Source organism: Microbacterium sp. LjRoot45 (genome assembly GCF_964253325.1).
Classification (GTDB): Bacteria; Actinomycetota; Actinomycetes; order Actinomycetales; family Microbacteriaceae; genus Microbacterium.
Map to the genome: position 1 here is coordinate 1,630,012 of NZ_CAXUQM020000001.1, position 12,391 is coordinate 1,642,402.

The 12,391-nt window shown below is 67.7% G+C and carries 14 protein-coding genes; 2 read left to right on the plus strand and 12 right to left on the minus strand.

What is annotated here, in order from left to right; genetic code table 11:
• Positions 1-13: 13 nt before the first annotated feature.
• Complete coding sequence (locus ACSQ18_RS07710; RefSeq protein ID WP_436036583.1) at positions 14-955, minus strand: tetratricopeptide repeat protein; 942 nt, start codon at positions 953-955, stop codon at positions 14-16.
• The gene (locus tag ACSQ18_RS07715; protein WP_436036584.1) at positions 952-2,748 is read right to left on the minus strand and encodes a glycosyl transferase; all 1,797 of its coding nucleotides are present in this window, start codon (positions 2,746-2,748) and stop codon (positions 952-954) included. Before ACSQ18_RS07715 ends, ACSQ18_RS07710 begins: the two co-directional genes overlap by 4 nt.
• Before the next feature lie 171 nt (positions 2,749-2,919).
• On the opposite strand from ACSQ18_RS07715, the gene ACSQ18_RS07720 reads away from it, so the two are divergent.
• Positions 2,920-3,999, plus strand: a complete 1,080-nt coding sequence (locus ACSQ18_RS07720; protein ID WP_144807983.1) for an AI-2E family transporter — start codon at positions 2,920-2,922, stop codon at positions 3,997-3,999.
• Between the two features lie 16 nt (positions 4,000-4,015).
• Here ACSQ18_RS07720 and ACSQ18_RS07725 read toward each other — a convergent pair whose 3' ends face one another.
• The 9 genes from ACSQ18_RS07725 to rpsB form a co-directional block, all read right to left on the minus strand.
• Positions 4,016-4,729, minus strand: coding sequence for an alpha/beta hydrolase (locus tag ACSQ18_RS07725; protein WP_436036586.1), 714 nt, complete (start codon positions 4,727-4,729; stop codon positions 4,016-4,018).
• 1 nt (position 4,730) lies between these two features.
• Positions 4,731-5,021 carry a hypothetical protein gene (locus tag ACSQ18_RS07730; RefSeq protein WP_436036587.1) on the minus strand — a complete coding sequence of 97 codons (291 nt, stop codon included), beginning with the start codon at positions 5,019-5,021 and terminating at the stop codon, positions 4,731-4,733.
• A 4-nt stretch (positions 5,022-5,025) separates the two neighbouring features.
• The gene (locus ACSQ18_RS07735) at positions 5,026-5,634 is read right to left on the minus strand and encodes a transglycosylase SLT domain-containing protein (RefSeq protein ID WP_436036588.1); all 609 of its coding nucleotides are present in this window, start codon (positions 5,632-5,634) and stop codon (positions 5,026-5,028) included.
• Between the two features lie 178 nt (positions 5,635-5,812).
• Positions 5,813-6,373 carry a DivIVA domain-containing protein gene (locus tag ACSQ18_RS07740; protein ID WP_436036589.1) on the minus strand — a complete coding sequence of 187 codons (561 nt, stop codon included), beginning with the start codon at positions 6,371-6,373 and terminating at the stop codon, positions 5,813-5,815.
• Positions 6,370-7,398 carry a phosphatidate cytidylyltransferase gene (locus ACSQ18_RS07745; protein ID WP_436036590.1) on the minus strand — a complete coding sequence of 343 codons (1,029 nt, stop codon included), beginning with the start codon at positions 7,396-7,398 and terminating at the stop codon, positions 6,370-6,372. Before ACSQ18_RS07745 ends, ACSQ18_RS07740 begins: the two co-directional genes overlap by 4 nt.
• A gap of 7 nt (positions 7,399-7,405) precedes the next feature.
• Positions 7,406-7,960, minus strand: coding sequence for a ribosome recycling factor (gene frr / locus ACSQ18_RS07750; protein ID WP_144807988.1), 555 nt, complete (start codon positions 7,958-7,960; stop codon positions 7,406-7,408).
• 55 nt (positions 7,961-8,015) lie between these two features.
• Complete coding sequence (pyrH, locus tag ACSQ18_RS07755; RefSeq protein ID WP_144807989.1) at positions 8,016-8,735, minus strand: UMP kinase; 720 nt, start codon at positions 8,733-8,735, stop codon at positions 8,016-8,018.
• Positions 8,736-8,821: 86 nt separating this feature from the next.
• Entirely contained in the window at positions 8,822-9,649 is an 828-nt protein-coding gene (tsf, locus tag ACSQ18_RS07760; RefSeq protein WP_436036591.1) for a translation elongation factor Ts, read from the minus strand.
• Positions 9,650-9,746: 97 nt separating this feature from the next.
• On the minus strand, positions 9,747-10,655 hold the full coding sequence (rpsB, locus tag ACSQ18_RS07765) for a 30S ribosomal protein S2 (protein ID WP_436036592.1): 909 nt from the start codon (positions 10,653-10,655) through the stop codon (positions 9,747-9,749).
• A 267-nt stretch (positions 10,656-10,922) separates the two neighbouring features.
• Here rpsB and ACSQ18_RS07770 point away from each other — a divergent pair, with 267 nt between their 5' ends.
• A complete protein-coding gene (locus ACSQ18_RS07770) occupies positions 10,923-11,462 on the plus strand; it encodes a murein hydrolase activator EnvC family protein (RefSeq protein WP_436036593.1) in 540 nt (179 codons plus the stop codon).
• 18 nt (positions 11,463-11,480) lie between these two features.
• On the opposite strand, the gene ACSQ18_RS07775 is transcribed toward ACSQ18_RS07770, so the two are convergent.
• Positions 11,481-12,389 carry a tyrosine recombinase XerC gene (locus ACSQ18_RS07775; protein WP_436036594.1) on the minus strand — a complete coding sequence of 303 codons (909 nt, stop codon included), beginning with the start codon at positions 12,387-12,389 and terminating at the stop codon, positions 11,481-11,483.
• Between the last annotated feature and the right edge of the window lie 2 nt (positions 12,390-12,391).

Sequence of the window (12,391 nt, forward strand, 5' to 3'; positions counted from 1 at the left end):
GCGCGCTGGACGGTTAGAACAGAAGGCTCGCGAGGCGTCCGCGCGCACGGATGACACGACCGTCCGCGTCGCCGACGAGCCCGAAGAGCTCGAGCAGGCGCTCCCGCACCGGCGCGCGATCGTCGCCGGGAAGGAGCGCGAACAGCTCGAGGAGGCGGTCGAACGCGTCGTCGACGTGTCCGCCGGCGATGTCGAGATCGGCCACGGCGAGCTGCGCCGTCACGTCGAGTGGAGAGGCCGCCGCCGCGGCGCGCACCGCGCCCGGGTCCGCTTCCTGTACCCGCGCGAGCAAGCGCACCTGGCCGAGCCCGGCGCGTGCGTCTTCGTCACGCGGATTCTCCGCGAGCGCCGCCTCATACGCGGAGATCGCGCTCGCGTAATCGCCGGCCTCGATCGCATCGAACGCGGCCTGATGGAGCGGTGGGAGCTCGGGTTCGTGCGGTTGCTCGGCGTCATCGGTCGGTTCGCTCACCGGTACGGTCCCTGTCACACCGTGCTGGGCGGCCAACTGCAGCAACTGCCCGAACACCTCGCGAACCTGAGCTTCGGGAACGGCGCCCGTGAACAGCGGCACCGGCTGACCCGCGATCAGCGCGACCACCATCGGAATCGACTGCGCCCGGAATCCCTGAGCCAACTGCGGGTTCGCGTCGACGTCGACCTTCGCCAAGACGACTCGTCCCGCCAGTTCGGTGACGACCTTCTCGAGAATGGGGCTCAATTGCTTGCACGGTCCGCACCACTCCGCCCACAGGTCGACGACGACCGGCACGCTGCGGGAGAGCTCCAGCACCTGTCCGAACGTCTCGTCGGTGGCATCGAACACCAGCGAGGGCTCGGCACCGGCTGCCGCAGCGTCGGACGCAGCGGGCGCCGACGCGGCGGCGGGACGGGAACGGAGCGAGGACAGATCGACGGCTCCGCGCAGCACGGCACCCGGCGTGGGATCGGTCACTTCTTCTTCACCACCTTGGCTGAGAGGATGTCGGACGAGTAGCCCAGGAACTGGATGCGCTCCGTCGAGCTCTGCGACGGCACGAAGAAGAACAGCTGGTCGGCGTAGGTCGTCGTGAAGCCGGTGGCCGACTGGCTGACGCCGCTCAGTGCCTTCACGACCTTGTTGTCATCCGGAACCTTGATGACCGCGTCGTCGTTCGTGGGGGTCACCGAGTCGCTTTCGTTGACGAGCACCGCGACGATTGCGCCGCTGTCGAGTGTTGCCATCGCGACCGGATCGGCCTTCCCGGCGGATGCCGCGAACGCGATCTTGCCGGTCTTCGAACCCGTCTTGTTGAACTGGGCGACGCGATCCGCGCGATTATCCGCCACCAACGCGCGGAAGCTGTCGCTCTCCTCTTCGAACAGCGCCGCGTACTCACTGTCCGCGCCGTTGTCGAGCACGTCAGCGTAGGCCGCCGCGAGATCCTGCGGCGCCAGCACGAGGAAGGCCGAGTCGGGCTGCACCTTCGGGGCCCCGATGTACTCGGGTGCGACATTGAGGCTCGCGTCTGCGACCATGTTGGCGATGTAGGAGAGCTTGTAGTTGGACCACGCGTCGCGCTGCGTGACCGTCATGATGGTCGCGACGCCGGAGTCGGCATCCTCGACGACAGCGAAGAACGTGCGCGGCCATCCCTCGAAGGCCTCCGGCAGAAGGATCTTGAGGTTGGCGGTCGGGATGGCGGGAAGCGGATCGAGGTCCTTGAGTTCCTTGCGCAGCGTGTAGTTGGTCGTGCGCGTCGCCAGCGCTGCACCTTCGAGACGTTCGGCGGCGGCCTTCGCGCTGTTCTTCTCGTCCGCCGCCGCCACCTGCTCGGCGATCCGCGCCAGGATGCGCTCCGCCTGGGCCTTCGTCACGGCAGGCGGGTCGTCCTGACCCTCGGGAACGACGACAGTCGCCGACGGCGTCGGTGTCGCCGAGGGCGCGAACTGCGGCCACGAATCGGCCGAGCATCCCGTCACCAGCAGCGCAGAGACGAGGGCGACAGGCAGTGCGACGAAGGCGCGACGCCCTCCGGAGAGCTGTCGACGCGTGGGGGACGCGCTGATCACGCCCTTCTCGGAGGACGCCTCGGCGAGATCGATGGGCTCGGTGGGCGTGAGCGGAAGGCCCTTACGGCGAGGCCCTCGGGAGCGCCGCACGTGACGGACACCCAGAACGTAGAGGACGATTCCGATAGCGAGCATGATGCCGCCGCCGACGATGAGCGGTCCCGCCCACGGGGTGGTGACGCCCGTCGGCCAGGTGATGGACATCTGGGCGGGGGCGGCGGCCACGCCGTCGGATGCCACGAGGACGCTCATGTCCGCGGGGAGCTGCAGCGGCGTGATGAGCACGTCCTCCTGCTGGAACTCGTCCACCCAGAGGTCCGACCCTACGGGTGTCGTCGGTGCCTCCGCGGCATCGGCATCGGCGTCGTCGACGGGCGCGGGCGCGACGGCCGTCGTGGTCACGCGGCCTCCCGACTCCGTCACGTGGACGTAGTCCGAACGCGCCAACCAGGCTTGCATGTCATCAGTGCGTCCGTAGGCGGCGAAGATCGTGCCGTCGCCCTGGACTCTGAGAGTCTGCGCGCCGCTGTGACTGCTGAGGACACCGCCGTCGACGAGCACATAAGGCACGGACTCGTCGATCTGAATGGCCTGCGTCTCCGACTTCGGACCCTGCAGCACGGTGCGCTGGGCGATGCCCGCACCGATCATCACCGTAGCCAGCACGAAGGCGGCCACCGCCCAGACAAAACGCACGAAACGTCACCTTCCCGCACGACACGCGGCGTATCGGGCCGCCGGAGTGCACAATCGACGTTCCAGACTAGCGAAACGACCTGAATGTCGCCCGGGAGGGGGTGGCGGTCGCGCGTCAGCACGCGGCATCCGCGTATCGTGAACGACAACCTCAGAGGCGGAGACCAGTCAGTGAAGATCCAGCACCCGTTCCGGACGGCCTTGATCGCGACGCTCGGCGTCGGTGTCGGCATCCTGCTCATCACGAGCGTGCAAACACTGTCGACAGTGCTCCTTTACGTCGGCACCGCGCTCTTCCTCGCGCTCGGTCTCGACCCGCTCGTCTCGTGGCTCGAGCGTCGAGGTCTCCCCCGCTGGGCCGCGCTGCTGATCACGTTCGCAGGCGTGCTCGCCGTGTTCGCGGGCATCATCCTGATGGTCGTGCCGATCATCGTGGGACAGATCAGCCAGCTCATCACCGAAATCCAGAAGCTCATTGCGAGCGCCGTGGCCCAGGAGTGGGATCCGATCACCGCCTCGAAGGAATGGCTGCACGGCGTCTTCCCTGCTCTCAACGTCGATCAGGTCTTCGACTACCTGTCCGATTGGTACCAGTCGCTCGATCTGGGCGACGTCGGATCCGCCGTCGGCGCCAGCCTCGTGTCCTTCGGAGCCGCGATCATCGCCGGCTTCACGGGGGCGATCATCGTGCTCATCCTGACGATCTACTTCACCGCATCCACGCCTTCTCTGAAAGCCGCGGTGTACCAGTTGGTGCCCGCGTCAAAGCGCGCACGATTCATCGACCTGTCGGAGCAGATCACGGCGTCCGTCGGCTACTACGTCATGGGGCAGGTCAGCCTCGGGGTGATCAACGGCGTGCTGAGCGCCATCTTCCTCACGATCATCCAGGCCCCGTTCGCTGCGGTGCTGGCCGTCGTGGCGTTCTTCTTCTCGCTGATCCCCCTCGTCGGCACGCTGACCGGCTCGGTCATCATCGTGCTGACCTGTCTCATCCCCGGGCTGGGATCGCCGCTGACGGCGCTCGTGGCGCTGATCTGGTACGTCTTCTACATGCAGGTAGAGGCCTACTTCATCTCGCCTCGCATCATGAACCGCGCGGTCTCGGTGCCCGGCGCCGTCGTCGTGATCGCGGCTCTCGCCGGCGCCTCACTGGGTCAGCTGCTCGGAGCCCTCGTCGCCATCCCGGTGGCGGCGAGCATCCTGATCATCTACCGACAGGTCGTCATCCCGCGTCAGAACGAGCTGTGAGGCGCGCCGGACGGCGTCAGGCGTCGGGCCACTCGATCGGCAGCGGGAGCGCGTCCGGATTCACTGCGGCGACGATCTCCGTCAGCACCCGGCGGGTCTGATTCTCCCCGACCCAGAGGTGCTTCCCTCCCTCGACAGGGATCACCGTCGCGTGCGGGACCGACGCGAAGCGCTCCGCCGCCTCCCCTGGCCGCAGGTAGTCATCGAACTCGGGAACGAGGATGACCATGCGGCGGTGGTCGCCCGCCCACGCGGCGACGTCGTCGGCGGTCGCTCGGTGCAGCGGCGGCGACAGGAGAATCACGCCCTCGACGTCGTGATCACGCCCGTACTTCAGTGCCAGCTCCGTACCGAAGGACCAGCCGACCAACCAGGGACGAGGCAGGTTCCGCTCTCGCGCGAACGCCACCGCGGCCGCCACGTCGAACGCCTCCGACGCGCCGCCGTCGAAAACTCCCTCGCTCGTACCCCGAGGTGATGTCGTGCCCCGCGTGTTGAAGCGCAGGACGGCGAGGTCCGCCAGCGCGGGCAGCCTCCCGGCGGCCTTGCGAAGCACGTGCGAGTCCATGAAGCCGCCGGCAGTAGGCAATGGATGCAGGGTCACGAGCGTCGCGACGGGCGGGACCGACTCGGGAAGTGCGAGCTCACCGACGAGCGTGAGTCCGTCCAGCGTGTGCAGTTCGATGTCCTCGCGGCGCGCGGGCAGCTGCACCGGACCTCTGATCTCCATGTCAGCCGACCCTCCAACAGGCGCTGTGCCAGTGTCTGCGCGCCGCCAGGTCGGCCGCGTCGCCCAAAATACCGTCGGCACGCCAGACCACGACGTGGGCCGTGCCCGCTGTCACGTCCCGCCCGCAGCCGGGACAGACATACGTCTTCTGCGCCTGCGCTGCCGACACCGGCTGCACGGTCCAGTCGACGCCCCGCCGTGACTCCGTGCGCTTCCATCCGCTCATCAGCCGCGCGAGCGCGTCGTCGGAAGAACCGGCATCGTCGCGGCGCCGGCGGTTCGACCGTGGCATTCGGTCAGTACCAGCCCTTGCGCTGTGAGTGATCCCACGCGCCGCACGGCGACCCGTAGCGTCCCTTGATGTAACCGAGACCCCAACTGATCTGCGTCGCCGGATTGGTCTCCCAGTCCGCGCCTGCACTGGCCATCTTCGTGCCCGGAAGGGCCTGCGGGATGCCGTAGGCGCCGCTGGACTTGTTGTAGGCGTTGACGCGCCAGCCCGACTCCTTCTTCCAGAGCGCGACGAGACAGGCGAACTCGTCGTCGCCCCATCCGCGCGTGGTCACCATCTCGTACGCGATGGCCTGTGCGCTGCCAGGATCCGGCGTTACGAAGGGCGGTGCCCAACCGGACGAGCGCGACGACGATGTCGAGCCGCTCGAGATCGGAGTGGGAGTAGGTGTCGGAGTCGGCTTGACATAGACGCTGAAGCGCAGGTCGTCACGCCCGAGGTCGCCCTCGGCACCCGATGCGGCGACATAGTCCTGAGCGTCGGCGATGGAACTCGCGTACAGCGACACGGGGTCCAGTTCCGCTGCCTCTGCGCGCGGCGATCCCGCGGTGAGCGGAAGCACGTAGCCTGCCGCGAACGCCGTCGCCGCGAACACTGCGAACACCGACACCATTTGTCGACGACGAGACCACTGCGGCGGCTCGGACGAACTGCGGTTCGGTCTCGCGACGGTCGTGGACCGGTGCGCAAGAGACCGCCGTGTCGCGGGGATCAGCTCGCCATCAGAAGTCACAGTGCCGTCGATTCTACCCGGAGGACTCGGCGCACGCCATGCGAAGAGCCATCGAGCGTCAGCCCACGGCGAGCATGACCTCGATCACGGCATCGAGAACGGCATCCACCTGGACCTCGTCGTACCCGCCTCGCTGCATCCGGAACGCAACGGTGCGCACCTGCTCCACCGTGAGGCTCTCCCCCGACTCGAGATAGCGCGCGATGCGATCCGCGACGGCGTCGACTTCATCGATGCGGTACCCCCAGCGGAGCGCACCGACGCGCCGGAACCGCTCGCGGGCGGGGCGACTCAGCCGGTCGAGGACTTCTTGAGCGAGCTTCCGCGACGAACCGACCCACGCCCGTGCCCCCTCTCGCGCAAGCGCGTTCTCCCGCTCGCGAGCGGCAAACGCATCCTCGATGCGCCCCATCGCCGCGTCGACGGCAGCGATCTGGTAGCCGCGCTTGACGAGGCGGAACGCCGTGCGACGCACGTCCACCGAACTGAGCTCCGTGGGGTCGTCGGTCTCGAACGCGCGCCGAGCAGCCGCGAGGAACTCGTCGACCTGGTCGATGTCGTATCCCTCCGCCTTGCCGGCCACGACAGGAAAGGGGAGCACCGGAGTCTCGGCGGTCATGAGGTCGCCAGGGGCGCGAGGAGGAAGGACATCGCCAGCGCCGCCGCTGCCGACGGCAGGATCGAATCGAGTCGGTCGAGGACTCCGCCGTGACCCGGCAGCCATGAACTCATATCTTTGATCCCCAGGTCTCTCTTGATCATCGATTCGCCGAGATCGCCCACCGTGGCGGACGCGAGAATGACGACGCCGAACAGCACTCCGGCCCACCACGGAACGTGCAGAAGAAGGAGCGCCAGCGCGACACCCGACCCGATCGCGACGACGGCCGCTCCCGCGAATCCTTCCCACGTCTTCTTAGGACTGATCCGCGGAGCCATCGGATGCCGGCCGAAGGCCAGCCCCGATGCATACGCACCGGTGTCTGCCACGACGACCACCACGATCATCGCGAGCAGCCAGAACTCCCCGCCGTCTTGGCGCAGGAGGACGAGGGTGAGACTGGCGAGGAACGGCACATAGAGCGGGATGAACCCGGCGACCAGGACATCCGAGACGACGTCTCCGTAGCGGCGCCCGTCTCGCGCCGACATCTGCGCGAGCATCCGCCACACGATCAGGAACGCGACCGCCGCGAAGGTCGTCACCCAGTGGGTCCAGTGGCCCTCTGCGAAGCCCGCCACCATGATGACGGCGCCCATGGCGACTTGGGGCCACAGGTCGACACGGCGCCCGGCGGTCTGGAGCGCGCGCGAGAACTCGAAGACGCCGAGAAGGCACACCGGGATCGCGAAGAGGAGGAACAGCCATTTGACCCAGAGCAGCGATCCGAGAACCGCTGCCCCGATCGCCAGGCCGATCAGGGTCGCGAGAAGAAGATTGCGCCCGGTGCGCGCGTTGATCCGGTCGTTCACCTGCTCGAAGTCGGCACGAGCCTTCACGATCTGGTGTTCGAATTCGGAGCGCGCGGCGCGCACATGGGAGTGGAGGGCCGAACTCTCGTCCTGCGCCGCACGCCTCGCTTCGGCGCGCGTCAGCGGTGAGGCGTCATCCGCCCCGAGTTCGTCCGCCGGCTCGTCGGTCATCCGTCTGTCAGACTTCGAGAAGTTCGGCCTCTTTGCGCTTCAGCGCCTCGTCGATCTCGTCGACGTGCGCGCGCGTGATCGCGTCGAGCTCCTTCTCGGCGCGAGCGAGGTCGTCCTCACCCACCTCGCTCTTGAGCGCATCGAGCTCGTCCTTGGACTTGCGACGGATGCCACGCAGGTGCACCTTGGCATCCTCGCCCTTCGAACGCACGAGCTTGACATACTCCTTGCGGCGCTCGGCCGTGAGCTCGGGCATCGTGACGCGCACGAGGTTGCCGTCGTTGGTGGGGTTGGCGCCGAGGTTCGGGGTGTCGCGAATCGCCTGCTCGATCGCCTTGAGAGCAGACTTGTCGTAGGGCGTCACGACGAGCGTGCGAGCCTCCACGTTGTTCAGTGAGGCGAGCTGGGCCAGCGGAGTCGGCGTACCGTAGTAGTCCACGAGAATCTTCTGGAACAGCTGGGGGTTGGCACGCCCGGTGCGGACGGTGGCGAAGTCGTCCTTCGCCGCCTCGACGGCCCGGTCCATGCGTGCGGACGTGTCGGCCAGTGTTTCGGCGATCACTGTCACTCCATTCGTTGTTGCGTCGATCAAGTCTAGTGCGGACGGAATGCGCGACTCAGACGGTGACGAGGGTTCCGATCGGCTCTCCGAGCAGCGCCCGGGTCACGTTCCCCGAGGGCTCCATCCCGAACACGCGCATGTCGATGCCGTTGTCCATGCACAGGCTGAAGGCGGTCGAGTCCACGACCTTCAGGCCGCGCTGCAGTGCGTCGTTGTAGGTCAGGCGGTCGAGCTTCACAGCGTCGGCGGACGTCTTCGGATCGGCCGTGTAGACGCCGTCCACGCCGTTCTTCGCAACGAGCACCTCGTCGGCGCCGATCTCCAGAGCGCGCTGAGCGGCGACCGTGTCGGTGGAGAAGTACGGGAGCCCGGCGCCGGCGCCGAAGATGACGACGCGCCCCTTCTCCATGTGTCGTTCGGCGCGGCGCGGGATGTAGGGCTCGGCGACCTGCGTCATCGAGATCGCCGACTGCACGCGCGTGGCGGCACCCGCCTGCTCGAGGAAGTCCTGGAGTGCGAGCGCGTTCATCACCGTGCCCAGCATGCCCATGTAGTCGGCGCGCCCGCGATCCATGCCGCGCTGGCTGAGTTCCGCGCCGCGGAAGAAGTTCCCGCCGCCGACGACGATCGAGATCTCGACGCGGTCGACCGCCGCGGCGATCTCGCGGGCGATCTGACTCACGACATCGGGATTGACACCGAGCTGGCCTCCACCGAAGGCCTCCCCCGACAGCTTCAGGAGGACGCGTCGGCGTCCTGTGGTCTCATCGGTCACGGGGTTCCTCTCGACGGTTGCAGGATATCGTTCGGCGGGCATCGAAAAGGGGCCCGCATCGTGGTGATGCAGGCCCCTGTTCGAACTTACGCGCCGACCTTGAAGCGGGCGAAGTCGGTGATGGTGATGCCGGCGGCCTTCGCGACCTGGGCGACGGACTGCTTGTTGTCCTTCGCGTAGTCCTGGTCGAGCAGGGCGACCTGCTTGAAGAACGCGCCGACGCGACCCTCGACGATCTTCGGGAGCGCGGCTTCGGGCTTGCCCTCGTTGCGCGAGATCTCGGTGACGATCTGACGCTCCTTCTCGACCTCGTCCTCGGGGACGTCCTCGCGAGCGAGGTAGGTCGGGTTGGCGAACGAGATGTGCTGCGCGATGCTGCGCGCGGTCTCGGCGTCGTCTCCGCTGTAAGCCACGACCACGCCGATCTGCGGCGGCAGGTCCTTGCTGGTCTTGTGCAGGTAGATCTCGAAGGCGTCGCCGCTCAGCGTGCGAACGCGGCGCAGCTCGACCTTCTCGCCGATGATGGCGGCCTCGTCGGAGATGAGCTCTGCAACGCTCTGACCGCCCGCATCGGCAGCCAGCGCCGCCTCAGCGGAGTCGGCGCCGACGGCGGCAGCAGCGGCGAGCACCTTGTCCGCCAGCGCGAGGAAGCGGTCGTTCTTCGCGACGAAGTCGGTCTCGGTGTTGAGCTCGATGATCGTGACGGTGTCGCCCTGCTGGACGGCGGCCACGAGGCCCTCGCTGGTCGAGCGGTCGGCGCGCTTGGCGTTGCCCTTCGCGCCCTTCAGACGGAGGATCTCGACAGCCTTCTCGAGGTCGCCGTCGGCTTCCTCGAGCGCCTTCTTCGTGTCGACCATGCCCGTGCCGAGCTGCTCGCGCAGCGTCTTGATGTCGGCGATGGTGAAGTTTGCCATGTGTGGTGGCTCCTAGTGGTGTGTCGTCGTGCGAAATCTGAGGCTGATCGGCCCGGTGTCAGGCGCGGGACCCGGCACCGGACCGATCGGAAGCGGATTACTCGGCGGTCTCGGCGGACGCCTCGGCCGGCGCCTCTGGGGCGTCGGCGGCAGGCGCGTCGGTTGCCTCGGCGGCGGGCGCCTCTGCGGCCTCGGCGGTGGGCGCCTCGGTGACGGCGGCCTCAGCCGCGGGGGCCTCGGTGGAGCCACCCTGCTCGAGAAGTTCGCGCTCCCAGTCCGCGAGGGGCTCGGCGTCGGCCGACTCCTCGGTGGGCTGGTGACGCTGAATGAGGCCCTCAGCGGCTGCGTCGGCGATGATGCGGGTGAGCAGACCCACCGAACGGATCGCGTCGTCGTTGCCCGGGATGGGGAACTGGAACTCGTCGGGGTCGGCGTTGGTGTCGAGGATGCCGATCACCGGGATGCCGAGCTTCTTGGCCTCGTCGATCGCGAGGTGCTCGCGCTTGGCGTCGACGACCCAGATCGCCGAAGGCGTCTTCTGGAGGTTGCGGATACCGCCGAGCGACTTGTGGAGCTTGTCCAGCTCGCGCTTCTTGAGGAGGAGCTCCTTCTTCGTGAATCCGCTCTCCGCGGGGTTCTCGAAGTCGAGCTCTTCGAGCTCCTTCATACGTGCGAGCCGCTTGCTGACCGTCGAGAAGTTCGTGAGGAGGCCACCGAGCCACCGCTGGTTCACGTAGGGCTGGCCGACACGCGTCGCCTGCTCGGCGATGACTTCCTGCGCCTGCTTCTTGGTGCCGACGAAGAGGATGGTGCCACCGTGCGCGACCGTCTCCTTCGCGAACTCGTAGGCCTTGTCGATGTACGACAGCGACTGCTGCAGGTCGATGATGTGGATGCCGGAGCGCTCCGTGAGGATGAAGCGCTTGACTTTCGGGTTCCAGCGACGAGTCTGGTGTCCGAAGTGGACGCCGCTGTCGAGCAGCTGGCGGATGGTGACGACGGCCATGGCCGTACTCCTGTTCTTTCGGTTGTTCCCGCGGACCGGACGGTCGCGGAGCCTGGTGCCCCGGAGCACACCCGCTCGACCGTCGAAACGGTGGAGACCTGGGGTGTGCGGGCCGATGTGCGGGCACGCGTAGTCACTCCGACATGCGGAGTGCAGGGCAAGTGTATCAGTCACAGCGCCTCCTCCCCTCGCTGCTATGCGCGGGATTCGTCCCCGGCCGACGTCCGGATGCGCCGCATCGTCGTCTCTCTCGACGAGGGTGTGTCCATGCATCGCTTCTTCGCGTCCCTCGCCCTCGCGATCCTCGTGCTCCCACCTCTGCCGTCGCCGGACCACGCCGCCGCGACGGTCGATGGTGCGCGGGTCGATAGCGAGTCGGGGTGGACGTGGCCCATCGTGCCCGTGCGGGTGGCGCGCCCGTTCGATCCGCCGGAAAGCCCTTATGGTGCAGGACATCGCGGGATCGACCTCGCCGCGGCTTCCGGAGCCGTCGTCGACGCGCCGACCTCCGGTGTGATCGTGTTCGCCGGTGTCGTCGCCGGTCGGGGGGTCGTGACCATCGATCGTGGCGACGGCTACCTGGTCTCGCTCGAACCGGTGTCGATCGATGAGCTGACGCCCGGCACTCGGGTCACCGTGGGTGAGCCCTTCGCCATCGTGGCGCACGGGGGCCACGCGCGCGATGGTGAGGTGCACATCGGCATCCGCCTGAACGGAGCGTACGTGGATCCGTCGCTCCTGCTGGGCGCCCTGCCAAGGGCAGTGCTGCTCCCCTGCTGCGCGGCCCGTCCTCCTCTCATGGGTTGACCCGCCGCTGCGTGCTCGTTAGGCGCGGGGGTGCGCGAGTCGGTAGCTCGCTGTGAGCTTCTCAGCGGAGACGTGTGTGTAGATCTGGGTGGTCCCAAGGCTCGCATGGCCGAGAATCTCCTGAACAGCTCGGAGGTCGGCTCCGCCGTCGAGGAGATGCGTGGCCGCCGAGTGCCGCAGCGCATGCGGTCCGACGGTGAGAGTGCCAAGCGCCGGCCCGATGCGGCGGCTGACCACGTCGTAAACCGCCCGGGGGCCTATGCGACCTCCGCGCGCGCCGAGGAAGACGGCACTGGCCGACGCCGCGTCTTCGGCTCGGGATGCCAGCGCGGGCCGGCCCCTGACCAGGTAGGCGTCGAGCGCGGCCTGTGCGGGTGCGCCGTACGGTGAGATGCGCTCCTTGTTCCCCTTGCCGAGGACGCGGACCGTCTGTCGGTGCATGTCGAGATCGTCGATATCGATGCCACAGAGCTCGGAAACGCGGAGCGCCGACGCGTAGAGGAGTTCGAGAATCGCGCTGTCGCGGAGGATGATCGGGTCGCCCTCTTCGGCTGCGTCGCGGAGGCGCTGGAGCACATCGGCCATCGTGGCCGCGGTGGCGACCTTCGGCAACGACCGGCCTCGTTTGGGCGCACTCAGTCGCAGGCTCGGGTCGCTGTCCAGGTGCTCGGACTCGACGGCCCAAGCGAAGAACCCACGGACTGCGGCGGTTCGCCGCGCGATCGTCGCTCGCGCGTCGCCACGCTGCACCGAGGTCCACAACCAGTCACGCAGGTGTTCCACGTCGATCTCCGCCAACTCCTGGACATCGCATGCCTTGCGGAGGTCACGGAGGTCGGACTCATAGGCCTTCACCGTCGCCGGAGACAGTCGTCGAACGTCGGCGAGGTACCGCGTGTACGCAGTAGCAGCCACGGCGAAGTCCATTC